Source organism: Streptomyces olivaceoviridis (assembly GCF_014650115.1).
GTDB lineage: Bacteria > Actinomycetota > Actinomycetes > Streptomycetales > Streptomycetaceae > Streptomyces > Streptomyces olivaceoviridis.
Window position 1 is genome coordinate 72,710 of the sequence record NZ_BMUI01000012.1, and the last position, 22,750, is coordinate 95,459.

Sequence of the window (22,750 nt, forward strand, 5' to 3'; positions counted from 1 at the left end):
TCCCGCGCCACGGCTCACCGGGCGCCGGCCCCGCCGCCGACGCCGTGCTCGGTCAGGTACTCCTCCGCGCCCGGTATCCGATGCGCGTCCTCCGCGCCCACCAGGCCGCCCGGCGCGTTCGCGTCCGGCTTGAGCGTGTACGCGGCGACGCTCGCGGGACGGTGCACGTCGGAGAAGTCCTGCGGGACGCCGAGACCGGTGTCCGCGTCATGCTGCGAGCGGTGTGCCTTCACGACGTCCTCACGGGCGAGACTCCCCGCGGCACAGGCCTTCTTCAGGTCGGCGCCGAGCAGCTTGGCGGCGTTGTAGCCGGACAGCACACCCGAGTCGACGGAGGAGCCGGGATACTTGTCCTGATAGGCCGTCACCATCCGTCGTACGCCGGGGAGGTCGGAGCTGACCGCGGGGGCGGAGCCGACCACGTGGAGCAGCGCGGTCAGGGCCGGCGCGACCGGGGTCTTCATCAGTTGCGGGGCGAAGCCCGGCGCGCTGCTGACGACGGGGACGCGCAGGCCACGGGAGGCGGCGACACCGACGAGGGACGCGGTCTGCCCGGGCCCGGCGCTGATCAGGATCGCCTTCACCCCCTCCTTGCGCAGTGCCGAGACCTGCGCGGACAGATCGGTATCGGTCGCCTTGATCTTCTGCCCGACGATCTGCACGCCCGCCTTCCTCGCCGCCCAGGTGGATCCCTCCAGGGCGTTGGCGCCGTAGTCGCCCTCGAAGTAGACGTGGCCGATGGTGTCGCCCTTCCGCAGCTTCTTCGTGCGGGTGAGGAAGTCGACGGCGGCGATCATGTCGAGGTCATAGGTGGTGCCCAGGACCTGGACCGAGTCCTTTCCGAGCAGGGAGGCGGCCCATGCCTGCGGAAAGGTGAGCAGGTGGTCGCGCTGGACGTCGTCGAGCAGGGCGGCGACCACGGGTGAGCCGATGACCTGCGGCAGGGCGACGACGTCGGGAGAGATGTCGACGTAGGCGGTGACGGCCTTCTGGACGTCGTAACCGTGGTCCTTGACGATGATCTCGACCTTGCGGCCGCAGATGCCGCCGGCCACGTTGGTCTCGTCGGCCCACATCTGCTGGGCCTGGACGATGCTCTTGCCGAGGGTGGCGTAGGGGCCGGTCAGGTCGGTGAGGGCGCCCAGCCGGATGGTTCCGGCGGAGACTCCGGGGCCGGTGCGGACGCCGTCGGCGCCTTCGGTGCCGCTCTTGCCGCCCGCCTTGGCGCTGCATCCGGTGGCGGCGACCAGCAGGGCCAGGGCTCCGGCGAGGACGGCCGTGGTGACACGGTGTGCGGGGTGCGGGGTGTTCACGGGGTCTGCTCCTCGGGTCGTACAGGTGCGATGGGGTGCGCGGACGGGTGGGCGGGCGGATGCCCGGACGGGCGCGTGGACGGATGCGGGGACGGGCGGGTGCGCGGGCCGGTACGCCGGCCCGGCCGGACGCGGGCGCGCAGGCGGCGGGTGAGGCCGTGCAGGCCGTCGGGGGCGTGGAGCAGGACGACGACGATGGCGGCCCCGTAGAGGTAACGGGCCGCTTCCGTCGGGCCGACCGCGCCGTCGGCGGAGCCGGGGGCGGCCACCAGGGGCAAGTGGTCGGCGTACCGGGTCAGCAGCAGGGGCAGCGCGGTGACGAAGACCGCGCCCGCCGTGGCCCCGGCGACCGAACCGAGGCCGCCGAGCACGATCATGGCGAGGTAGTCGACCGAGAGGGCGAGGGAGAAGTAGTCGGGGACGACGCGCCGGAAGGCCAGGGCCAGCAGGACGCCGGCCGTCCCCGCGTACATCGACGACACGACGAAGGCAGCCGCACGGTGGCGGGCCACGTCCACGCCCATCACGGAGGCCGCGATCTCGCTGTCCCGCAGCGCCGCGAGGGCCCGGCCGGGGCGGGAGCGCACCAGGCCCCGGCCGGTGAACCAGGTCAGCCCCAGCAGGGCCACGGCCAGGAACCACAGGCGTTCCTCGGCACCGAACGGCACTCCCAGCACCGTCAGTTCGGGCTCGCCCGCCGTGAAGCCGAAACCGCCGAGACGGAGCGGCGGAACGGAGCGGCCGTTGAAGCCGCCGGTGACGGAGTCCGCGGTGAGCAGCAGATGGTGACCGAGGAAGACCAGGGCGAGCGTGGCCACGCCCAGATAGATGCCGCGCACCCGGCCGGCGACGGGGCTGAACAGACCGCCCGCGGCCCCGGCCAGCAGCACCGCGAGGACGGCGGCGACGGCCGTCGGCAGCCCCGGCCCCGGCTCGCCGGCCAGCCAGGTGTAGCTGTAGGCGCCGACCGCGAGGAAGAAGGCGTGGCCGAGGGAGAGCTGGCCGGCCGTGCCGCTGAGCAGTGACAGCCCGACGGCGCCGATGGCGGCGGCCACCGAGAACAGGCCGATGCGCAGCCAGAAGGCGTCCAGGTAGAACGGAGGAACGCACAGGACGAGGGCGACCAGGAGCGTCCGGGCCGGCTTCGGCAGACGGCGGTCAGACACGGGCCGCTCCCTTCGTGCCGAACAGTCCGGTGGGCCGGACCAGCAGGACCAGGACCATCACGGCGTAGGGGACGACATCGCCGAATCCCTCGCCCAGCAGGCGCAGCTCCGACTGGTGACCGGCGACCAGCGCCTCCGTCAGCCCGATCAGCAGGCTGCCGGCGAGCGCGCCGGCCGGCGAGGCCATGCCGCCGAGGATGGCGGCCGGGAACGCCTTCAGCGCGATCTGACCGGTGGTCCGCTCCAGGCCCGGGGCGGGGAACGCGGCGAGGAACACCGCCGCAAGCGCGGCCAGCGCGCCCGCCAGGCACCAGGCGAGCGTGCGCACCCGGGACAGGCGTACGCCCATGAGCGCGGCTGCCTCCAGGTCCTCCCCGGCGGCCCGCAGGGACAACCCCCAGCGGGTGTACCGGAACAGGCCGAAGACGACGGCGATGGCCCCCGCGGACACCGCGATCGCGGCGAGCCGGCTGTCGGCGACCGTCACCGGCCCGACCCGGGTCACCGCGTCGCCCCAGGGATCGCCCAGCACCAGCAGGTCGCCCCCGATGCGCCGGGACAGGTCGGTGAGCAGCACGATGTCGACACCGATCGTGACGATGGTCTGGACGTGCGCGGTGTGCGGGTCCGGGTCTCCGCGTCGCAGCAGCAGCCGGTCGATGACGCCGGCGAGGAGAGCGGTGGCGAGGACACCCACCGCGAGGGCCCCGGCGAAGCCGATGTCGTCGTGCAGGACGGCGGTGAGGTAGCCGCCGAGCAGCAGCAGGGAACCGTGAGCGAAGTTCAGGACGCCCGACGCCTTGAAGATGACGACGAAGCCGAGTGCGACCAGGGCGTAGACCGCGCCGAGGGCGAGGCCGCCCAGCAGGTCGTCGAGAAGACCGGTCACGCGGCTCCCTCCTGTGGCGTGCCGAGGTAGGCGCGCAGCACCTCGGGATCGCGGCGGACCTCGTCCGGTGTGCCGTGGGCGATACGACGGCCGAAGTCGAGGACCGTCACCTCGTCGGCGAGGCGCATCACCAGGCCCATGTCGTGCTCCACCAGCAGGACGGAGACGTCGAGTTCGGCGCGGATCCGCCCGATCACCTCGGCGGTGCGGGCGCGTTCGGCGGCGTTCATGCCGGCCACCGGCTCGTCCAGGAGCAGCACGCGCGGCTCCAGGCACAGGGCGCGGGCCAGCTCCACGCGCTTGCGGTCGCCGTACGACAGCAGGCCCACCGGGCTGTCGAAGTACGCTTCCAGGTCGGTCAGTTCGGCGATCCGCCGGGCATGGGAGAGGTGTTCGCGCTCCTCGCGCACCGCCCGCGGCAGACTCAGGGCGCTCGCGAGGAAACCGGCGCGCGCGTGGAGGTGCCGGCCGAGCATCAGGTTGTCGGCGACCGTGCCCGCAGTGGTGACGATGTTCTGGAACGTGCGGGCCACGCCGAGCGCGGCGATGCGGTGCGGGGCGAGCCGGGTCAGGTCCGTGCCGCCGAGCCGGACCATGCCGCTCGCTGGGCGGGCGAGGCCGGACAGCACGTTGAAGCAGGTGGACTTGCCGGCGCCGTTGGGCCCGATGAGGGCGTGCACCGTGTGGGGCGCGACGGTGAAGGAGACGTCGTCCAGGGCGGTGAGACCGGCGTACCGGACGGTGACGTCCCGCACGCTCAGAACGGGAACGGTCATGCGGCCCCCTCCTCGCCCAGGTAGAGACGGCGCACCGCGTCCGTGCCGGCGAGAGCGGCGGCGGGGCCGGACAGCCGCACCTCCCCGGTCTCCAGGACATGGGCGTGGTCGGCGAGGGACAGGGCCATCCCGGCGTTCTGCTCCACCAGCAGCACGGCGGTGCCCTGGGCGTGGATCTCACGGACCACCTCGGCGATCCGGTCCACCATGAGCGGGGCGAGGCCGAGCGACGGCTCGTCCAGCAGCAGCAGACGCGGGGCGGCCATGAGGGCGCGGCCGATGGCCAGCATCTGCTGTTCACCGCCGGACAGCAGCCCAGCGGCCTGCCGGCGGCGTTCGGCCAGCCGCGGGAACAGCGTGAAGACGCGGTCGCGGGCCTCGGCGACCTGCGCGGAGCCGCGGCGGCTGAGACCGAGGCCGCCGCTGCGCAGGTTCTCGTCGACGGTAAGGCCGGTGAAGACCCGCCGCCCCTCAGGCACCTGCACCACCCCGGCCTGTACGGCGGCTACGGGGTCACGGCCGTCGAGGACGGTGCCGCCGTAGCGGACACGGCCGGCGCTGATCGCGCCCCGGTACAGGCGGAGCGTGCCCGACAGGGCGCGCAGCAGCGTGGTCTTCCCGGCGCCGTTGGCGCCGAGCAACGCGACCACACTGTCGTGCGGCACGGTCAGGGAAACGTCGCGCAGAGCGGAGACGGCACGGCCGTACGTCACGTCCACGTGCTCGACGCGCAGGGCGGGCAGGTCGTCCGGTGGTGCTTCGGGCATCGCGGCTCCTTGGGGCCGGACCGGCGCACGGCCCGGTCCTGGTCCTTGGTGCTCGGGGCTGGGGAGGAAGCTCACGAGACCACGGGTGGCCGAAGCGGGGACAGGCACACGGGCACGGTCGGTGCGGCGGCCCAACGAGCACCTCGGGGGGCTGTGCGGGTGCCCAGCGGTCGGGGCGGCGGCGAGTCGGTGCGGGCTGAGCCGGCGGTGGCTGGGAGCCGGTCCGGGCGGACTCGGCGGGCGGCGGGGCAGGGGGGCTCGCCGGGCAGGGCGTCGGGCGCGGGGTCGGTGGTGGGGGCGTGCCAGTCGCGTGCGGGGGCGGTGGACCGAGCCACGGCTGCACCGGGGCCGGCAGGGCCCGGCCGGCGGCCGGGGGGCGACTGGTCCGAGCGGAGTACACGGGGCCGGGGGGCGGCCCCTCCGGGCAGAGCTTCACATGAGCCGTGGGTCGGCTGCTGACGGCGGAGTCGCTGGGCGGTCAGGAGGGTGGCCGTTGAGGGGTGAGTCGGCGGGCGGTCAGGACACTGACCGCTGAGAGCCAAGTCGGCGGGCGGTCAAGGCCAGGGCGATCTCGACCAGGTCGGCGGGGCGGGACAGGGAACGGCCGGTCAGTTGCTCGTAGCGGCGCAGGCGGTTCAGAACCGTGTTGCGGTGGCAGTACAGCCCTCTGCTCGCCCGCTGGGCGGAGCCGTCGCAGGCCAGCCAGGCGGCGAGCGTGTCGAGCAGCACGTCCGCGTCGGCCGGTTCCAGCCGTGCGAGCGGGCCGAACGCGCGCTCGACGAGCAGGCCGGCGAGTTCCGGGCAGGACACGACGAGTGCCTCGGGAAGGTGGTCGTCGAGCCGTACCGCGCCGCCCGCGTCGCCGCACAGCCGCAGGGCGGTGTCCGCCAGCCGGCGCGCCTCGCCGACGCCGGCCAGTCCGTCGAAGGGGAGCCCGATCCCGACGCGCAGCCCGGGCGGCGGCTGGTCCGGCGCCGGCACGACGCCGTCCTCGACCAGGACGATGCCATGGTCCGCCTCCGGACCGGTGTGCCAGTGGGCCCGCGCCCTCGGGGGCAGCAGGGCCCGTACGGCTTCGGCGGACCGCTCGCCCGCGACCGCGACGACGACGTACCGCCCCTGCTCGGGCAGACCGAGGGCCTGCGCGGTCTCCGGCAGGTCGGCGATGCGGCCGGTACCGTCCAGCAGCGCGGCGGCCAGCAGCCGCACCCGGTTCTCGCGCCGCCAGGCGAGGCGTCGTTCGGTCTGCCGGTAGGCGTCCGCGACGAGCGTGCAGTGTTCGTCGACGAAGTCCCAGACGTCCCCGGCCACGTGCACCAGCAGCCGTACGTCCTCCGGAGTGCTGCGGGAGGTGACGTCGACGAGTTCCTGCCACACCAGCGAGCCGCCCAGCCGGAAGGCGTGCAACAGGGCGTCCAGGGGCAGCCCTTGTTCGGCACGGCCGACCCCGATGCGCCAGGAGCAGTGGTGTGCGGAGTCGCGGGTGCCGCGCGGGTCGAGCAGCGAGGAGACGCTGTGCCGCAATGAGCGGTGCACCTCCTGCCAGACGCCCGGGTGGTCGTCGTCCAGCGCGGTCCGGTAGGCCGGTTCCCGTTCCCGCAGGGCGGAGACCAGCCGGTCGGTGAGAGCGGGCAGGTCGTCCAGCAGCGCCCGGGCGGCGCGGTGCAGCACCCGCAGGGCCTCGGCGTCGATCAGCGACCGGGGCTGTGGTGCGCGCGGCCGGGGTGCGGGCTGGGGTCCCGGGCGGAAGGCGGGTCGTGGCCGTACGGCAGGGCGCATGGAAGTCTCCCCCAGGGTCGGCTGACGCGTCGTGCTCGAAGAATGACATACCGTCCGGTCGGTCCCTAGAGGTGTGCACCGGTCTTTTCCGCCTGCTCCACCAGGCGCGCCAGCTCCACCCGGGAGCGGACGCCGAGGGCGGCGAAGACATTGCGCAGGTGGTAGTCGACGGTGCGGGTGCTCACCGACAGGCTCAGGGCCACCTCCCGGTTGGTGAGGCCCTGGGCGACGCGGCGGGCGATGCGCAACTGCTGCGGGGTGAGCCGGTCCAGCCCGTCCGGCAAGGTCTCGCCCGAGGCCGAGGCGCAGCCCCCTCGCACCGCCGCGTCCGCTCCGGCCATCGCCGCCGCCCCGGCCGTCCTCGCCGTCCCGGCCACTCCGTTCGCCCGCAGTTCGGCCGCCGCCTGCTGCGCCCACGGGCGAGCGCCGCAGCGTTCGAAGCCGAGCAGGGCGGCCCGCAGATGGCCGCGTGCCTCGCGCAGCCGACGGCGTCTGCGCAGCCACTTGCCGTACAGCAGCTCGGTGCGGGCACGCTCGAAGTCACCGGCGGCCTCCCCGTGCCGCCGCAGGGCCTCCCGGTACAGCGCGTCGGCCGGCTCGGGCGGAGCCAGCAGAGCGCGACAGCGCAGCAGCTGGGCCGGGGCCTGGCGGTCGGCGTCACACGCCGCCCAGCGCGCGAAGTCCTCGACCGCCTCCCGGGCCTCGTCCGGCTGCCCGGCCAGCGCGCACGCCTCGACGTAACACGGCACGGCGAGCATCCAGACGGCGAAGTGCCCGCGCCCCGTGCCGGGCCGCACCAGCGGGCCGAGCCGCTCGGCGGCCTCACGTGGCCGGCCGTGGCCCAGATCGGCGCGGGCGGCGGCCCACTGGGCCAGCGCGGCGGCCTGCGCCAGTCCGTGGCGTCGGGCGGTGGCCAGCGCGGCGGTCACATGCTCGGCGACGGTGTGCGCCTCGCCCTCGATCGACGCCGCCAGGGCCAGCACGGCGTGGTGATGGGCGGCCGTGTTGCGCTGCCCGGTGCGGTACGCGCTGCGCAGGCCCTCCTCGGCATGGGCCCGGGCCGACGCATGCCGTCCCGCCCGGAGTTCGCCGTAGGCCAGGAACTCCAGAGCCCGTGCCTCGTGCACGGCGGACCCGTCCGCGCGGGCCACCGCGAGCGCCCGCGCACCGGCCCGCCGGGCGGCGGTGGTGTCACCGAGCAACAGGGCCGCGGAGGCCGCTCGCAGGAACGTGTCGGGGGCGTTCGGTGGGGGTGGGGGCTGCTGTCGAAGGGTGCCTGTTGTGTGGGGGAACTGATCGGGAGCGCGTGTGGTGTGCGCTTGGCGAGGGTGGCCGGCCGTCGAGGGCGGAAGCTGTTCGGCTCCGGCTCCGGCTCCGGCTCCGGTAGGCGCCTGCGCTGGGCCGTCGTCGGCCGTGTGCGGCTCTTCGCGGTGGTCGTCGACAGTGTGCGCGAACCGGTCGCGGTGACCGTCGGCTGTGTGCGCGAGCCGTTCGCGTCCGGTCGTCGTCCACGCACGGTCCACCACCCGCCGCAAGGGCGCGGCGGCCAGGTCGAAGCGGCCTTGCAGGACGGCCCGCATGCCCGCCCGGTGGTCGCGCAGGGCCAGGGACGGTACGGCGGTGCCGGCCGGCTCGCCCGCGAAGCGGGGACCGGCGAACGGGCGAGGGTCCCGGTCCCCGGGCGACTGCGCCCCGCCATCCGGGCCGCTCGCCTCTCCCGCGCCGTGCGTACCGGACCACGAGCGGTCCCGGACCGTGCCCTCCGCCGCCAGCGCGCTCAGGCACGCCGCCAGGTCGCCCGCCGACCAGGCGGCGTCCGCGGCGGCCAAGGCGGCCTCGACGGACCGCTCAGGGTCATACGGAGCGAACAACTCCGCGGCGAGCAGCAAGGTCTCGCGGGCGTCGTCGACGGGGCCGTCCCACCGCAGCACCGTTCCGCGCAGCAGCTCGGCACGCGCGCGTACCGTCGACGGCGCCGAGCGATCGCGGGCCGTGTCGAGCAGCCGCAGGGCCCGGTCGGACTGCCCGGCCAGCAGCGCCTGTTCGGCGGCGGCCGTGTACCAGCGGACCTGCCGGGCGCCGTCCGCGGTGAGGTCGGCGGCGCGGGTGAGGGCCGTGCAGCGCAGTGCGGGCGACACCGCCGGATCCGCCTGGGCCGTGGCGGCGGCGAGGTCGGACGCCAGCGACGGAGCCGGACCCGCGACGGCCCACGAGCGGTGCAGCAGCGCCGTGAGGCCGTGCCCGTCGGGCAGCGCACGGGCCAGCGCGTCGTGGGCGGCACGGCGCCGCTCGGCCGACGCATCGGCGTACACGGTGCGGCACAGCAACGGGCTGCGGAAACCGATCCGGCCGTCGCGAGCACGGAGCAACTCGGGCAGCGGGGGGACGTACGGTGAGAGCCGGCCGTCACGGCGGTCACCACTGTCGTACGGAGCGGGGTCGTGGTACGACTCCGGTCGGCCGCTGTCGGCGGCACGCGGCCCGCACAGCGGGACGTGCCGCGGACCGCACCGTCCCTCGGAGGCGTCGAACCGCCGGGACGGCGGGCCGGAGCTCGGCGCGGAACGGTTCTTGTCGGCGAGTGGCCGCGGTGGTGGCCCGAGGCGGGAGACGCCCGCGGAAATCCACGCGGTCGCGCGCCGCGCGAGGTCGGCGTCGACGGTGGCCTCTTCCGTCACCTGTGCGGCAGCGGCGGTCACGAGCAGAAGGTCGCGTTGTCCGGGGAGCGCCCCGGTCAGGTGGCCGCCGACCAGCGCCGTCAGCATCTCGGCATCGATCACGGGCCGCGGCAGGGGCGCGAGCCCGCGCAGCTGGGCCGGGGTCAGGCGGTGGAACACTCGCAGCAGGAGGGCCGGATTGCCCTCCGCCGCGGCTGTGATCTCGTCGCGCACCCCAGGGTCGAGCCCGTCCTGTGCGATGTCGTCCAGCAGGGCGGCGGCGTCCGGCGTGGACAGGGGAGCCAGGCGCAGCAGCGGCAGGCCGGCGAACTCCGGGTCCACGGGACGGTGTCCGGGAACGGTGAGCAGGAGGGCGACACGGCCCCCGTCGGACAGGTGAGCGGCGAGTCGGCCGAGTGCGGACCGGGAGGCGGCGTCCCACAGGTGGGCGTCGTCGACGCACAGGAGAACGGTCCGGTGCGCGGCCGTGGACCGCAGGGCACCGACGAGTTCCCGCACCGGGTCGGCGGCGCCGACGGCGGTTGTCCCCGCCGCGTGGCACAACGAGCGGAACCCGGTCAGCGGCTCCCGGCACTCCCCGGCGCGAGCGCGCACGGTCACGACGGGCCCGGCGGTGAAGGCGCGGGCGACGTGGGCGAGGAGAGCCGAGCGACCTCCTCCCGGCTCGCCGGTCACGGCACAGGCACCGCCGCCACGCAGCCGGTCCGACAACGCTGCCACCACGTGCCGTTGGGGACCCGGCCGGTACCGCGGTGAGGCGAGTCCCATGGGCGTCTGTCCGGTCATTCCCACGACCTTACTGACGCGTAAGTAAGCGCGGAAGCCCGGCGTCCGGGCCGCCCGCACAAAGTCTCAGGGGCATCACCTGCGCGTTCCGGGCGAGTTGGCGGGGAGCGGTCTGTGCCGCGGCACACCGCGCGCGGCTCCGGACGGTGCTCCGGCACACCGCGCGGGGGCTTCGAGCGGTGCTCCGGCACGCCGCCGGCGGCGGTCGCCGTCACGGGCGACCGCCGCCGGGTCACGGACAGACGATCAATCCACGGGTACGCGCCCGCGTTCAGCCGGTGTGCGGGCAGTTGCCCCGGTACTCCTCGATGGTCAGGCTCGGCTTCGGCAGCGGGCACAGGAACTGCTCGTAGCGGGTGTCGTTGTCGATGAACCGCTTCAGCCACGACACGCTGTACTTCGCGATCGTGGTGTTCGAGGTGTTGGGCGTGAAGTGGGTGGCGCCGTTCAGCTCCAGGTACGCGCGGTCGAGGGAGCTGGGGAGAGTGCTGTAGAAGGGTTCGGCGTGGGTCGCGACGGGAGCGATCGTGTCACCGTCGGCACCGAAGATCAGAGTGGGTGTCTTGATCTCGGGCCAGGTCTTGTCGAGGTTCCACGGGGTCAGCGGGATCGCCGCCTGCAACGAGGGACGAGACTTCGCGGCCTCCAGACTGCCACCGCCGCCCATCGAGTGGCCCATCACGCCGAGACGGGTGGAGTCGATACGACCGCGGACCGAACTGCTCCCGGTCAGATAGTCGAGCGCGGCGAGCAGTTGGTTCCCCCGGGAGTCCGGTTGGTCCAGCGTGGTGAGCGTGTCGATGGTGAAGACCACGAACCCCTGTGACGCCAGGCGCGGGCCCAGCCAGGAGATGGAGGACTGGGTGCCGGTGTAGCCGGGCGAGACGGCCACGGCCCCGAAGGTGCCGTCGGCGGTGCTGGTCGGGTAGTAGATGGTGCCCCCGCCGAAGCCGCTGACTGCGAGCCGGGAGACGGTCGTCTCCGACACCGCGTACGGCCCGCGGAGCGCCTCGATGCTCGATTCGGTCGGCGCGGGACCACGCTCGAAGGGGTTGTCCGCGCCGTGGGCCGCCGGCCCGCCGAGTGCGGTCAGGCCGAGGACGGCGCTGACGGCGGCGGCGAGGGCCGCGAGCCGTCCGGTACGACGGCCGCGACGGCTGGTACGCGGGTCGGGGAGGGCCGGGTGCGGACGGTGGGCCGGTGACGTGGTGCCGGTGTGCGGGTGCTGCACGACGAGTCGTCCTCTCTGTCGCGGCGAGCTGCCCGTTCGGCATCGACGGCGCGCGCATGCGTCCGACGGCCGAAGGGCACCGCCATTGGGCTGGCGGTGCCACTGTCGACGCCGGACGGGCATGAGGGGACCGGCAATGTCACCGGTCTCGTCCATCGCGCGCCCGGCGGGCCGCGCCCACTCCACCGGGTCCGCTGCCGATGGGCCCTCCCACTCCCCCGCTGCCATCCGCCGTTGATCACCTCACCGCGATCAGGGTGAACCAACCGCCAGGGACCGGCGCATGGCCGTCACCCATGCGCGCCCGACCTACTGGACCAGCGCTGCCGCTTGCGGTGGAGAGGGCGAAGAACGCGGTCGAGGTTGGCGAGGCCGTACGCGCCGGCCTCGCCAACCTCGACCGCGAGATCCTTCTCAGTCGGCTCCGGGGGCTGAGGTCGTGGGCTTGTCGATCGCCTCTGCGGGCGTCTGGGGCGCCGGTGGTGGGGGTGGGAACGCCCCTCCGCGGCGTAGAACGGCGTAGCCGATGCCGATTCCGGCGGCGACGGGCCACTCAAGGGCGCCTGCCAGCGCGAGGGCGCCGAGCCCGGCGTAGAGGGGAAGTCCTCCCTTGGCCGGCAGGATGCGCTGGGCGGCGGTAACGGGAAGGGTGACCGCCTTTTGCGCGGCGTGGGCGACGCTGTCGAGCGGGATGGTGATCGTATGCCGGTCGTGGTCGTGCCGCGTGTGATCGACGGTCGTGTCCGTGGGGACCGCTGCGGGGGGCTGAGCTGTCGTCTGGGTCATGTGATCACCCCATCACTCTTACCGACCCTTCTACATTATGTCCGACACATGCATGTTTCAGGGCCTGTCCGTTTACGGATCGCCGGCCGACCGCGCAGGAATCAGCGATCAGCGCCCGAGCAGCTCACCTCTCCCGTTCACCCTTTGTTGGCACAGTTGAGGGATTGAAGCCATTTGCGCGCCCGGTAAGCGGATTTTCCTGAGGAAAACCGGCAAAACCAGCCGCCTTCGATGTGGCTTGATCGGCTCAAGGACACCGCAGTGCCCCTCACGCTCGTCATCACGCTCCCCCGCACCTCACTCGTTCCCCCGGTGCAGTCGCTCGTCCGCACCCTCACCCCCCTTGCCGCGCCTCTCCTTGGCATGGTCATCGACGCCAGCGGCCTGGGACTGCCCGCACGTCTCCTGCTTCACGCCGCGCTGCACACCACCCAGCAGCTACGACACACAAACAGTGAGGAGAGCACGCCTGCGCCGCTCGCGACCGCGGCGACTCCTCTCGCCGGCTCAGGCACGCGTACCGCCGCATAGTTTTCAGCGGCGGCGGGCGCGTCGCGGGAGAGTGTGGCGCAGAAGTCTGCGAATGCGGCGCAGTGCGGGCCGGTCCCCACCGGGCCGCGTGGTACCCGCTCGGCCCAGGGGCACCTCGGGCATCGGCTGTCTGCACCCGGCGATCTCCAGCACGCAGACGGCGGTATGCCCGGTGGCATCGTCGGCATGAAGAGTGACGCCGAAGGGCTGGGGCGGGTCACCGGGAAGTTCGGCAGCGAGCGCGATGGGCCTGCGGTGTCCCGCCTGCGTGCACTGGTAGCCGACCACCTTGCCGTCCACCAGCAACTCGGTCTCATGCGCGGCCATGCGTGTCTGCACCGTGACGGAGTGGCCTGCCACGTCGAGATGGAAGCGGTGACAGCGGGACACGGGCACACCTCCCAGGCTGCCGTGAGCGGCCCGTCCTCCCAGCGTAAGCGGCGTCCACGGCAGCGGCCCGCCCCGCGGGGAACCAAGTTCCTCCGTTGCGCTTGTCGCGGCGGCCCGCAGCCGAGCACGGCGGATGCGACCGCGGGTCCGCGCCGTCACGCCCTGGGTCAACCTGCGCGCCACCCGGGTTCCGAACCCGAGCGGCGGCTCGTTGCCTGGCTGTGAGCTGACCAGGTCTGGCCGGCCAATCCAAAAGGGTGCCACCGACGTATGAGGAGTAGGACCGCAGCCCGGGGTGCTCTCGTGGCCGGCTGGTTCCGGTGCCACTGAATCTCGGATGCGAGACGTGCATGCGCGGGCGACGCCTACGACGCGCCTCCGCCCCCCGAGGCGGTAGCCATCCATCTCGTGCCACTGGAAGGAGCACGAGGCGAGGAAGGAAAGGACGTATCCATCATGCGTGCACCATGCGTGAAGCGTCTCGCCGCGGCGTCCGCCGCCGGCATTCTGATGGCAGGCGGCGCCGCTATCGGCACAGCAGGCACGGCCGCAGCAGCAGTCGCTGCCGTGCCCGCCCATGTGAACACCAACCGTTGCTTCGACCACGACGACTGGCGCTGTTTCGACCACGGCGGGTTCCGCTTCGACCACGGCGGGTTCCGCTTCGACCATCGTGGTTTCTGCTTCAACCACCCACGAGCCTGCTTCGACCACCGCTTCGGCAACCGCGTCGTGATGATCGTCGTGACACGGTAGCGGTGCGGCATCGGGGGCCGGGCCGTGGGCATGGTGCGCCACCACGGGCACGGGCGATCCAGCAGACGCGTGTGCCGCTCGTCGAGGCAAGCGCGCCGACCTGTCCGCCGCTGACGGACCGGACGCGCTCGTGCGCCACCCGGTTGATCAGCGCGGCACAGCTCGCCGGCCTGGAGGAACGCCCACGGCGCCGAGGGACCGGACCGACTGTGCCGGACCGGCAGCTGTGGCCCCCGGGCTTGGTTAGTCGCCGTCGCCCCACTCACCGGCCGGTCTTCTGGAACAGCGCGAGCTGGTCCTTGACCCAGGGGTCGAACACCGCGAGCCGATGCTTGGACGACGGGAAGAAGGTCGCCAGCTGGTCCTCGATCCACCGGTCCGTGGGCTGCCGGGCGGCATGGGGGCGGTCGGTGGAGCGCTCAGTGCCACCCGGTACGCCGACGGCCGGATGGTGTTCGGGCGCCTGGGTCGTGGCCGCCGTCGCGGCACCGCTGCCGATCGCCATGACGCCCGCGGCGAGCACCGTGGAAGCGCCGACGATCGCGATCCGTCGAGTCATCTGCATGATCTTCTCCTTCTTGCCGGGCCGTGTCGCACTGTCCATCTCGGCGGGACAACGCGTGACGCGTGTTCCGGCAGTGGTGCGGTCGCGGCCAGACAGCGCGCATACCCGTTCCTGATGCCTCGCACACACACAGGGATATTTCAGGCATCGAAGTTATTTCGTATCCCCTCACCGGCGGTACAGACTGCTCACCCTGTGCAAGGGTTCCGATTGACGGCTCTGGCCAGCTACGCCCCCAGCCGCTACTGTCCCCCGACCACGGACACGGCGGCGAGCGAGCAAACCCGCAGGCCGACGGCGTCACCCCCTGGCGCAGGGCGTCCAGGAACAGGCCGCTCCCCCGGGCGCCTCAGCCCAGCGGCGTACCGGCGGGGCGCCGAGGCTGCGCGGAGGCTTGGTGTCAGGCGGCCAGACTCTGCGGCACCTTGGTCGCTGCGGAGCGTTCCGCTCGCAGCCGTTCCAGGAGGGCGTCAGCGGCGATGAGGGCTTGGTCCACCGACTGGGTGCCGGTCATGACGCACAGCGTGCGGGAGGCGTCCTCCAACTCTCGGCTGGAGTGGCCGGTGGGGTGCAGGTCATGGCGAAAGCGGGCGTCGGCGAAGCGGGCCAGTACCCCGCGTAGTTCCTTCTCCGCAGGCAGCAACACAGCGACAACCTTCTCGAAAGGCGGGCCGTTCCACGGGGCCCGCGACGTCGGTGAGCGCGCACCCGCCGGGTGGCTGCACGGCTGGGAACGGTGGACGCGTGCTCAGGGAGTCGTCTGCCCCGACCTGATCACCGTATGCACTTTGCTGCCGCACTCCGCTGAGGACATCCCGGCACGGCCCAGACGTGGGTCCCGGCTCTGTCCGTGCCGCGCTGTCACTCGTCCGGGTTGAGCTCGTCGTACACCATCTCCACCAGTCTCTCGGCCTCGGGCGTACGAGGGTCGGCGGAGACCTCGTAGTAGCCGCCCAGGGTCGTGATCACATCCTTGTGGGAGTCGTCGTGCTCGTGCTGACCGTCTTCCTGTTCCTTGGAAGTCCGGGGGTCGGCGCTCTGCCACCACCAGATCCTGTTCCGGATCTCGTCCTTCGTCAGGCGGCCGTCCAAGGTGATGTCCCTGCCGTGGACCTTCGCGGTGATCCTCGCCGAGTCCGCGCCGGTAGCCATGCGCTCTCTCTCCTTCCCATGAAGCGGACGCCGTCAGCGCCTTGCGTCGATCACAGCAGCGGCTACCCCGCCGGAGGCCATGTCTCACGGGGTGCTGGAGGAGTGCCCGCACCTCGTCGGCAGTCAAGGGCCGACTGTCTGCTCGTGCCAACGACGGCCCGGCTGAACTCCTTCACCCGGCCGGCCCAGCCGTGGCGGCCCGATCCAGCCACCCGTCAGCGGGCGATCGGGCAGTTCGGCTTGGTCCCTTCGAGGGACTGGGCCTGCCTCGTAGGCGCTGTGGCTGCGGCTGTCCGACACCGGCGGTCCGCCGCCCGGGTCGGCCCGGCTCGACGGCTCCGCCCCATTCGAGTACAAGAGGACGCGTCCGCCCTCCGACGGGCGGGCCGTCTGCCGCGGCCGAGCAGCGTCGTGCGGTGTTCAAGCTGTGGTCGGAGGAACGCGTCAGGAGGCCCGGCTGATGCCGGGCCTCCTGTCTCTCGTAGCGGGTACAGGATGTGAACCTGCAACCTCTGGGTCATGAGCCCAGCGAGCTACCGAGCTGCTCCACGCCTCGTCGGTGGTGCCGCTCCGCACATGCTCCGCAGGCCAGCGGGGGATGTCAGCCGCGGACGATGTTCTCGGCCTGGGGCCCCTTCTGGCCCTGGGTGACGTCGAACGTGACCGTCTCGCCCTCGACCAGCTCGCGGTAGCCGTTGCCGGAGATGTTGGAGTAGTGGGCGAAGACGTCCGGTCCGCCGCCGTCCTGGGCGATGAAACCGAAGCCCTTCTCAGAGTTGAACCACTTCACGGTGCCGCTGGCCATACTGCGTCCTTCGATCTTGCCGGGGGTGCCGGCCGGGGTGAGTAGCGGCATCTCCCCCTGCGGGAAGACGCCATCGTCCGTTCTACCCCGACCAGGGCTCTGTCATTCGATCATTCGTCCATGAGTCGGATGCGGTGTCGTCCGGCAGCCGACGTCGGCCCGCGCAGCGGCCGACCCGGACGACCGCTTCCGGACACGTCCCGCCATCTCCACGCGCGGGCGAACAGTGCTGAGTAGGCTGGTCCTGCCGTCCCAGTGGTCTCCCCCGTACCACCGGGACGCTGCATTCAACGGCCCCGGATCCGGTGAGTGCCGTCGACCAGGTCGGAGCCGGTGCGGATTTGCTCGCGCTACTGCAAGCGGGGGTTGCACAAGCCGGTTGCCGTGCGCTCCACCGCGGCGTTGAAGAAGTTCGTCAGGGCGATCTCCAGGTTGATCGCGCCGATCTGTTCCTCGGTGAAATGGGCGTTCCGCATCGGTGTAGAACGGCGCCTCGCGCCACGCCGCTACGTTGTGCAGCCGCTCACCGGTGTCACCGGCCCTCTTCCCGCCGACGACACTGGCGTAGACGCACGCCGAGCAGCCGTTGATCTGGCCGCTCGGGGCCACCGAAGTCGCCACCCGCGCGCGAGTGGCCGGCAGTGCGGCACGAGGACGTGCGGCAACCGTCGACGGCCACCCCGGCGTCATCTCCTGGAACGAGGACGGCACCCCGCGCTCCCTCCTTGCCTTCACCGTCACCGAAGGCCTCATCACCGAGATCACCGCCGTGGTCGACCCGGCCGAACTCGCGCTCATGGACCTGCCGGACCCGGTCTGACTCCCTGCCGGCGACGGTCTGCATACTCGAAGTGGTCCACGCCTGATACCGCAGAGGTCTGGCGCAGCGCGGCGGCGCATGCCTCTGCGGTGGCCGGGGTTACGGGCCGGTCAGGCCGGGCCGTCTGGTGGGTGGCGAGTGTGTGGAGGGGGTTCGGCGTTGACCGTTCAGCGCTGTATCAACAATCGCCGGGCGTCTCCGACAGCCGGGCGGTGTCGGCGCAAGTCACGCCCGCCGGTGCCAAGATGGTCCTGTCGCGGCGGAAGGGGTGCATCGGTGGTCTGGCCGGACAGCTCGACCCGCACCGCCGGCAGGCACGCCCCGTCTCGCTGCCCGCGCACCGTGAAACGGCCCGGCTCGCTGCCCACCCAACCGGCCGACAGCACCGCTTCCCCTTATCCAGTTGTCCAGTAAGGAATCACGGCATGACCATCCCGCGCGCCTTCCCCCTGGAGCCCACCTCGATCCGTGTGTCCGACGAGGCCCTCGATGACCTGCGCGCCCGTCTCACGCTGACCCGTGCGCCGCTGGACGAGGGGAATGAGGACTGGTCCTACGGCGTCCCGGACAGCTACCTCCGTAAGCTGGTGGCCTACTGGCGCGACGGCTACGACTGGCGCAAGGCGGAGGCCGCCATCAACGTCTACGAGCACTACGAGGTGTGCGTCGCCGGTGTCCCGGTGCACTTCATGCGCAAGCCCGGCCGCGGCCCCCGCCCCATCCCCTTGATCCTCACCCACGGCTGGCCGTGGACGTTCTGGCACTGGTCGAAGGTGATCGACCCGCTCGCCGACCCGGCCGCGTTCGGCGCTGATCCCGCCGACGCGTTCGACGTCATCGTGCCGTCCCTGCCCGGCTTCGGTTTCCCCGGCCCGCTCACCGGCTTTCCGGACGTCAACTTCTGGAAGGTCTCCGACCTCTGGCACACCCTGATGACCGAGACCCTGGGTCACGAGAAGTACGCCGCCGGGGGCTGCGACATCGGCGGGATCGTCACCAGTCAGCTCGGCCACAAGTACGCCGACGAGCTCTACGGCATCCACATCGGCTCCGGGCTGCCGCTCGACTTCTTCACCGGCCCCCGCGCCTGGGACTTCGCCCGGAACCGTCCCCTCACCGACGACCAGCCCGCCGACGTCCGCGCCCGCATCATCGAGCTGGACCGCCGCTTCGCGTCCCACCTCACCGTGCACATGCTCGACGGCGCCACCCTGGCCCACGGGTTGAGCGACTCACCCGCCGGACTGCTCGCCTGGCTGCTGGAGCGCTGGAACGCCTGGAGCGACAACGGCGGCGACCTCGAATCCGTCTTCACCAAGGACGACCTGCTCACCCACGCCACGATCTACTGGGTGAACAACTCCATCGCCACGTCGATGCGTTACTACGCCAACGCCAACCGCTATCCCTGGTCCCCCGCCCACGACCGCACCCCGGTCGTGCAGGCCCCGGTCGGCCTCACCTTCGTCACGTACGAGAACCCGCCCGGCGTCCACACCGCCGACGAGCGCGTCCGGGCGTTCAAGACCGGCCCGCAGGCCGACTGGTTCCACCACGTCAACGTCAACGCCCACGACCACGGCGGCCACTTCATCCCCTGGGAGAACCCCGACGCTTGGGTGAACGACCTGCGCCGCACCTTCCACGGCCGCAGGCCCTGAACGACCCTGGGGGCCGTCCGGCAACGGGTCCGGCGTCCTGGCCGGCCTCCCCCGGATCCCCCAGCGGCCGGGTCAGCGCATCATCCGCACTCGCCCGGCGCCCCGGCTCCGTCTCATCCAGTTCCCAGTAGTAGCGGCAGTCATCGCACCGGTACACCAGGACCCCCGCATCGATCGTCAGTACGGCCCCGTGCGGGCAGCCACTGCCATCACCCCGCCCCACACACTCCAGCTCCCTGGTATCCCCCATGGGGTCGACCGTGCGCCGTGCCAGCGGGATTCGGGCAGAGTGCAGGCGGGGCGCACAGGCGCTCACGTCCGGCACCACACCTCAACACCCGTCGGCAGCCCCAAGAGGCTGCCTTCGCCCGGAAGACTGGCCGGGCTGAACGGAGAGGCAGGGACACGCCCCGGGCTCCTGGCTGGTGTCACGGAGTGGGAGGCAGGGAGAGCTGGGTCGAGGCGTGGTCCCGGTAGTCCCTCGGCGGTATGCCGTAGGCGTTGCGGAACACACGGCTGAAATCGGCGGCTCGGGGGAAACCCCAGCGAGAGGCGATCACGTGGATGGGTGTGTCGCGCAATGTGGGGTCGGCCAAATCCCGGCGGGCGTTCGCCAGACGTTGCTCACGGATCCAGGACGAGACGGTGGTGCCCTCTCCCTGGAAGATACGGTGCAGATAGCTGACGGATATGTGGTGCGCGGCGGCGACGGCCGGCGGGGTCAGTTGAGGGTCTCGCAAATGCTGGCGGATGAACGCCTGGATGCGTAGGACCAGAGCGCGCCGGGCGCTGTCGGGCGCGCTGCTGTCGTCCGCGTCGAGGTGGTGCGCGAACAGCGCGGTCAGCAGTTCGAGGAGGGCCGCCTCCAGTCGCGGACCGTCTGACGAGCGGTAGGAGTGGGTGTCGTCGGTCAGTTGCATGAGGAATCCCGACAGCAAGGCCCCGACGCCTTCCCGGCCTGGTAATCGTCGGGTGAGGAGCTGGTCCATCCATGGAGGGGGCAGCGGGAATCCGGCCTTGGGCACGTCGGCGCCGATCAGGTACACCGATGGGCCGCCGCGGAGACGAAGGTGAACGGGCTGGGACGAGTCCAGCACGTGCATGTCGAAGGGGCCGTGGACGGCTTCCCGGTCACCCTGCGCCACTTCGCTTTCGCCTCTGAGCGGCAGGATCAACGTGTAGACCCCGGGATCGGACCGCCGAACGAGTTCCGGTGTACGCCGGATGGTCGCGGGGTCCACGACTGTGGACCACACGCGTGAACCACCGAGCCTGAGCAGACGTGTCTCCGCCCGGAAACCGTCCCCCTCGTCACTGCCGGAGTCGAGAGGCGAGACGTCCCTGCCCAGCCGTTTCCGCCAGGCATCGAAGCGATCGGTCGAGGGAACGTCGTGGCTCCGGAATGTCTTCTCGATCATCAAGAACCCCGTTTGGATGTGGCCGAGCAGGGACGAGGGGCGCTGGTCAGACGTTCCACGTCACTGAATTTCTGGCAATAGTCACAGGTCAAGCCCTGGGGTGGAGGCTAAATTCACCCAAACAACCGTGTCAACGGCCGCGGGCCCGCCGGCGTTGAATACGGCCGGCCGTGGGGCGGCCGACACCCGACGGCCGGCTGCCGGCGACTGAAGAGGGCGTCCGCCATCGACCAGCGGCTGCGCTCCTCCGCCGTGGATCCGGGCGGCCACCCGCAACCAGCGCTGACTCTTCGACACGAGTAGACGCATCTCCAAGCCAACCGAAGACTCAGCGCTAACGACACCCCCGCGATTCGTCGGGCAGTCTGTAGGTGACTTCGACACGGATTGTTGAGAGCACTCACGAGACTTTCGGCAGAAAGGGTGACCATGACACGCGCGAAGCAGCTCTTTTACTCCATCGGTATCGCCATCGCCATCGCCGGTAGCGGTATCGCACAATCTGCGGCAGCTGAAGGTCACGCTCCCCTCGCGGCACCACTGGACGAAGCCATGCCTGTAGCGGCACCACTGGACGAGGGCCACATGCCGGTGGTGGCACCACAGGACGCGGCCCGACAGTCCCTCCCTGCCGACGCTGTCTGCCGTTCCAGGATCCGAACCGCCATCGCTCTCAATGAGAAGGCCCTGGCAGCCGACGGTCATCGGCCTGACACGGACGCAGCCGCAAGGTACAACCGAAGGACGCAGGTCGAAATCAGTTCGGCGCAAACGGACTGTCGTGGAACGAGCCACCGCCGGGAGATCAAGCGAGAGTTGGACTCGGCGAAGGACTCAGCGGAGGCAGCTGAACGCCACAACAAGGCCGGGGATGAAGTGCCTGCCGGGCACGCGGAGCGGGATGTGAAGGCTCACCTCAGCAGGGCCAAAGGCATGGCCTGATCGCGAGGTGTCCGGCTTCACGTTCGTCGGCGGTGTGAGCCGATGCGGGGCGAGGATGCGCGCCCCCTCGCCTGAGCCCGCCGTACGACCTGGACGGACACGACGTGGTCGGCGACGGGCGCCAGGCGCTGCAAGAGATCTCGGACACGGTGTCCTTCCTACGGGTCGCAACCAACAGCCGGCCACACCGAGGCCGCCGACGCCCGTGCCGAGAAGGCCCTGGAGGGCTCGGCCTTCCACCGGCCCAGCAAGACCACCGAGTGCGTGCGCATCGGTTTGCCTGTTGGCGCGAGCACGTCCAGGCGCTCGGGTCGGCCGAGGTCGTCAGCGAACGGGCCCGCCGCGCGCTCGCCGACCCCACGATGCGGGCCACCCCCGTGCACGCCATCGGTTCCAGCGCGGCCGGTGATCGGGCCACCCTGGTTCTCACTGCCGCGTGCCTGGGCATCACAGGCTTGGCGATGTCGGCAGCCCACGGCGACGTACGCGCCACACTTCGTATCGATCCCGATGGAAAGAGGTGCCGATGGCGACCTGGGGGCTGATCCGCGAGGCAAGCGTCAAGCACTGGGACAGCTACATCACGGAGACACATGTGTTCGCATATGTGGAAGGTACGTACGAAGAAGCTCTGGCGGAGTTGGAACGGCATGCTCGGCACGCAATGGCTCATCACCCCAAGAAACGAAAGCGCCGTCGGCTCTTCCGTAACGGCGACGACTTCCTGATGGTCGTCGATGACGCTGCCTGGCGGTCCTCGGGCATCCGGTACACGGTCGCGGAGTTGCTGGAGGACACCGCCGCACCGGCGAAGCCAACGAATGCACGCGAGGCCACGTTGGAGTCGACGGATACACGCGAGGCCGAGGCCACCAAACCTGATCCTGAACCCGTGGACACCATGCCGCCCGCCTCGCCGTCCGATGAGCGATACCCGGACGGCGTGCCAGTGCGGCCGAAGTGGCTGGGCCGCCCTGATCTGCCGTAAGGAGCCGGGAGAGAGGCGGTTGAAGTCGGTGCGGCAGCTGAGTGAGCTATGAACCGTTGGATGGTTCGTTTGTGGGGTTTGCTCCGGCTGCGATGAGGAGTTCGGCGCTCTCAGGGTGAGGACCGTTGTTCGCCCAGTCCAGGGGCGAACAACCCGTTCCGTAGTCTTCACGTAGGTTCGGGTCGGCGCCGTGAGTCAACAGTTCACGCACTGTCCCGGTGTGTCCCCAGCATGCGGCTGCGCACAACGGTGTGCCCTCCGAGCCGGCTCCCCTGCTCTCAGTGTCAGGCAAGGCACCCGCCTCCATGAGCATGCGTGCGACCTCGGCTGCTCCCCGCACCGACGCCACATAGAGAGGGGTGGTGCCGTCATTGTCCCGTCGCTCTGGGTGCGCTCCAGCCTTCAGAAGCGCCCTCACGCGTACAGCGTCAGCTGCCAGAGTTGCCTCCAAGAGATCGCGGGAGAGTTTCTTTTGCCGTCGCTGCTTCATGGTTGACGAGGCTAGTCACCAAGCGTGAGTTGGCCCCAGGAGGTGCTGCCGGGGGCCGTCG

General features: G+C 71.5%; 21 protein-coding genes, 1 tRNA gene and 1 pseudogene. 5 read left to right on the top strand and 18 right to left on the bottom strand.

Features of this window, described 5'->3' with window-relative positions; all coding sequences use genetic code 11:
- Positions 1-14: 14 nt before the first annotated feature.
- The 10 genes from IE273_RS22885 to IE273_RS22930 all read right to left on the bottom strand — a co-directional run bounded on the left by IE273_RS22885 (position 15) and on the right by IE273_RS22930 (position 13,029).
- Positions 15-1,313 (bottom strand): ABC transporter substrate-binding protein, encoded by a 1,299-nt coding sequence (locus IE273_RS22885; protein WP_189817033.1) that lies wholly within the window; start codon positions 1,311-1,313, stop codon positions 15-17.
- Positions 1,310-2,479 (bottom strand): branched-chain amino acid ABC transporter permease, encoded by a 1,170-nt coding sequence (locus tag IE273_RS22890; RefSeq protein WP_189817034.1) that lies wholly within the window; start codon positions 2,477-2,479, stop codon positions 1,310-1,312. The genes IE273_RS22885 and IE273_RS22890 overlap by 4 nt, the downstream gene beginning before the upstream one ends.
- A complete protein-coding gene (locus IE273_RS22895; protein ID WP_189817035.1) occupies positions 2,472-3,368 on the bottom strand; it encodes a branched-chain amino acid ABC transporter permease in 897 nt (298 codons plus the stop codon). The genes IE273_RS22890 and IE273_RS22895 overlap by 8 nt, the downstream gene beginning before the upstream one ends.
- On the bottom strand, positions 3,365-4,144 hold the full coding sequence (locus IE273_RS22900) for an ABC transporter ATP-binding protein (RefSeq protein WP_189817036.1): 780 nt from the start codon (positions 4,142-4,144) through the stop codon (positions 3,365-3,367). Before IE273_RS22900 ends, IE273_RS22895 begins: the two co-directional genes overlap by 4 nt.
- Positions 4,141-4,911 (bottom strand): ABC transporter ATP-binding protein, encoded by a 771-nt coding sequence (locus IE273_RS22905; protein WP_189817037.1) that lies wholly within the window; start codon positions 4,909-4,911, stop codon positions 4,141-4,143. Before IE273_RS22905 ends, IE273_RS22900 begins: the two co-directional genes overlap by 4 nt.
- 516 nt (positions 4,912-5,427) lie before the next feature.
- A complete protein-coding gene (locus IE273_RS22910; protein WP_189817038.1) occupies positions 5,428-6,690 on the bottom strand; it encodes a PucR family transcriptional regulator in 1,263 nt (420 codons plus the stop codon).
- 65 nt (positions 6,691-6,755) lie between these two features.
- On the bottom strand, positions 6,756-10,091 hold the full coding sequence (locus tag IE273_RS22915; protein WP_189817177.1) for a LuxR C-terminal-related transcriptional regulator: 3,336 nt from the start codon (positions 10,089-10,091) through the stop codon (positions 6,756-6,758).
- Between the two features lie 334 nt (positions 10,092-10,425).
- Positions 10,426-11,385 carry a bis(hydroxyethyl) terephthalate hydrolase gene (gene bdeA / locus IE273_RS22920; protein ID WP_189817039.1) on the bottom strand — a complete coding sequence of 320 codons (960 nt, stop codon included), beginning with the start codon at positions 11,383-11,385 and terminating at the stop codon, positions 10,426-10,428.
- Positions 11,386-11,799: 414 nt separating this feature from the next.
- Positions 11,800-12,171 (bottom strand): hypothetical protein, encoded by a 372-nt coding sequence (locus tag IE273_RS22925; protein WP_189817200.1) that lies wholly within the window; start codon positions 12,169-12,171, stop codon positions 11,800-11,802.
- A 534-nt stretch (positions 12,172-12,705) separates the two neighbouring features.
- A complete protein-coding gene (locus IE273_RS22930) occupies positions 12,706-13,029 on the bottom strand; it encodes a hypothetical protein (RefSeq protein ID WP_189817040.1) in 324 nt (107 codons plus the stop codon).
- A 534-nt stretch (positions 13,030-13,563) separates the two neighbouring features.
- On the opposite strand from IE273_RS22930, the gene IE273_RS22935 reads away from it, so the two are divergent.
- Positions 13,564-13,848, top strand: coding sequence for a hypothetical protein (locus IE273_RS22935; RefSeq protein ID WP_189817041.1), 285 nt, complete (start codon positions 13,564-13,566; stop codon positions 13,846-13,848).
- A gap of 262 nt (positions 13,849-14,110) precedes the next feature.
- Here the strand turns inward: IE273_RS22935 and IE273_RS22940 are convergent, their stop codons facing one another.
- From IE273_RS22940 to IE273_RS22965, 6 genes and pseudogenes are all read right to left on the bottom strand, one after another.
- The gene (locus IE273_RS22940) at positions 14,111-14,413 is read right to left on the bottom strand and encodes a hypothetical protein (protein WP_229887371.1); all 303 of its coding nucleotides are present in this window, start codon (positions 14,411-14,413) and stop codon (positions 14,111-14,113) included.
- Between the two features lie 400 nt (positions 14,414-14,813).
- Positions 14,814-15,059 carry a DUF5133 domain-containing protein gene (locus tag IE273_RS22945; RefSeq protein ID WP_189817043.1) on the bottom strand — a complete coding sequence of 82 codons (246 nt, stop codon included), beginning with the start codon at positions 15,057-15,059 and terminating at the stop codon, positions 14,814-14,816.
- A gap of 215 nt (positions 15,060-15,274) precedes the next feature.
- Entirely contained in the window at positions 15,275-15,565 is a 291-nt protein-coding gene (locus IE273_RS22950) for a hypothetical protein (RefSeq protein ID WP_189817044.1), read from the bottom strand.
- Positions 15,566-16,047: 482 nt separating this feature from the next.
- Positions 16,048-16,118 (bottom strand) — tRNA-Met (locus IE273_RS22955).
- Between the two features lie 48 nt (positions 16,119-16,166).
- Entirely contained in the window at positions 16,167-16,370 is a 204-nt protein-coding gene (locus IE273_RS22960; RefSeq protein WP_014677112.1) for a cold-shock protein, read from the bottom strand.
- A 350-nt stretch (positions 16,371-16,720) separates the two neighbouring features.
- A pseudogene (locus IE273_RS22965) lies at positions 16,721-16,970 on the bottom strand (carboxymuconolactone decarboxylase family protein); the annotation flags it as partial.
- A gap of 31 nt (positions 16,971-17,001) precedes the next feature.
- On the opposite strand from IE273_RS22965, the gene IE273_RS22970 reads away from it, so the two are divergent.
- Both IE273_RS22970 and IE273_RS22975 read left to right on the top strand, forming a co-directional pair.
- Positions 17,002-17,190 (top strand): hypothetical protein, encoded by a 189-nt coding sequence (locus IE273_RS22970; RefSeq protein WP_229887373.1) that lies wholly within the window; start codon positions 17,002-17,004, stop codon positions 17,188-17,190.
- Positions 17,191-17,615: 425 nt separating this feature from the next.
- The gene (locus IE273_RS22975) at positions 17,616-18,851 is read left to right on the top strand and encodes an epoxide hydrolase family protein (RefSeq protein WP_189817045.1); all 1,236 of its coding nucleotides are present in this window, start codon (positions 17,616-17,618) and stop codon (positions 18,849-18,851) included.
- Between the two features lie 428 nt (positions 18,852-19,279).
- Here the strand turns inward: IE273_RS22975 and IE273_RS22980 are convergent, their stop codons facing one another.
- Positions 19,280-20,272 carry a helix-turn-helix domain-containing protein gene (locus tag IE273_RS22980; protein WP_189817046.1) on the bottom strand — a complete coding sequence of 331 codons (993 nt, stop codon included), beginning with the start codon at positions 20,270-20,272 and terminating at the stop codon, positions 19,280-19,282.
- A 426-nt stretch (positions 20,273-20,698) separates the two neighbouring features.
- Between IE273_RS22980 and IE273_RS22985 the strand changes: the two genes are divergently transcribed.
- Together IE273_RS22985 and IE273_RS22990 are read left to right on the top strand one after the other, a co-directional pair.
- A complete protein-coding gene (locus IE273_RS22985; protein ID WP_189817047.1) occupies positions 20,699-21,211 on the top strand; it encodes a hypothetical protein in 513 nt (170 codons plus the stop codon).
- A 526-nt stretch (positions 21,212-21,737) separates the two neighbouring features.
- Positions 21,738-22,199, top strand: coding sequence for a hypothetical protein (locus tag IE273_RS22990; protein ID WP_189817048.1), 462 nt, complete (start codon positions 21,738-21,740; stop codon positions 22,197-22,199).
- Between the two features lie 46 nt (positions 22,200-22,245).
- Here the strand turns inward: IE273_RS22990 and IE273_RS22995 are convergent, their stop codons facing one another.
- Positions 22,246-22,689, bottom strand: coding sequence for an ankyrin repeat domain-containing protein (locus IE273_RS22995; RefSeq protein ID WP_189817049.1), 444 nt, complete (start codon positions 22,687-22,689; stop codon positions 22,246-22,248).
- Positions 22,690-22,750: the final 61 nt, after the last annotated feature.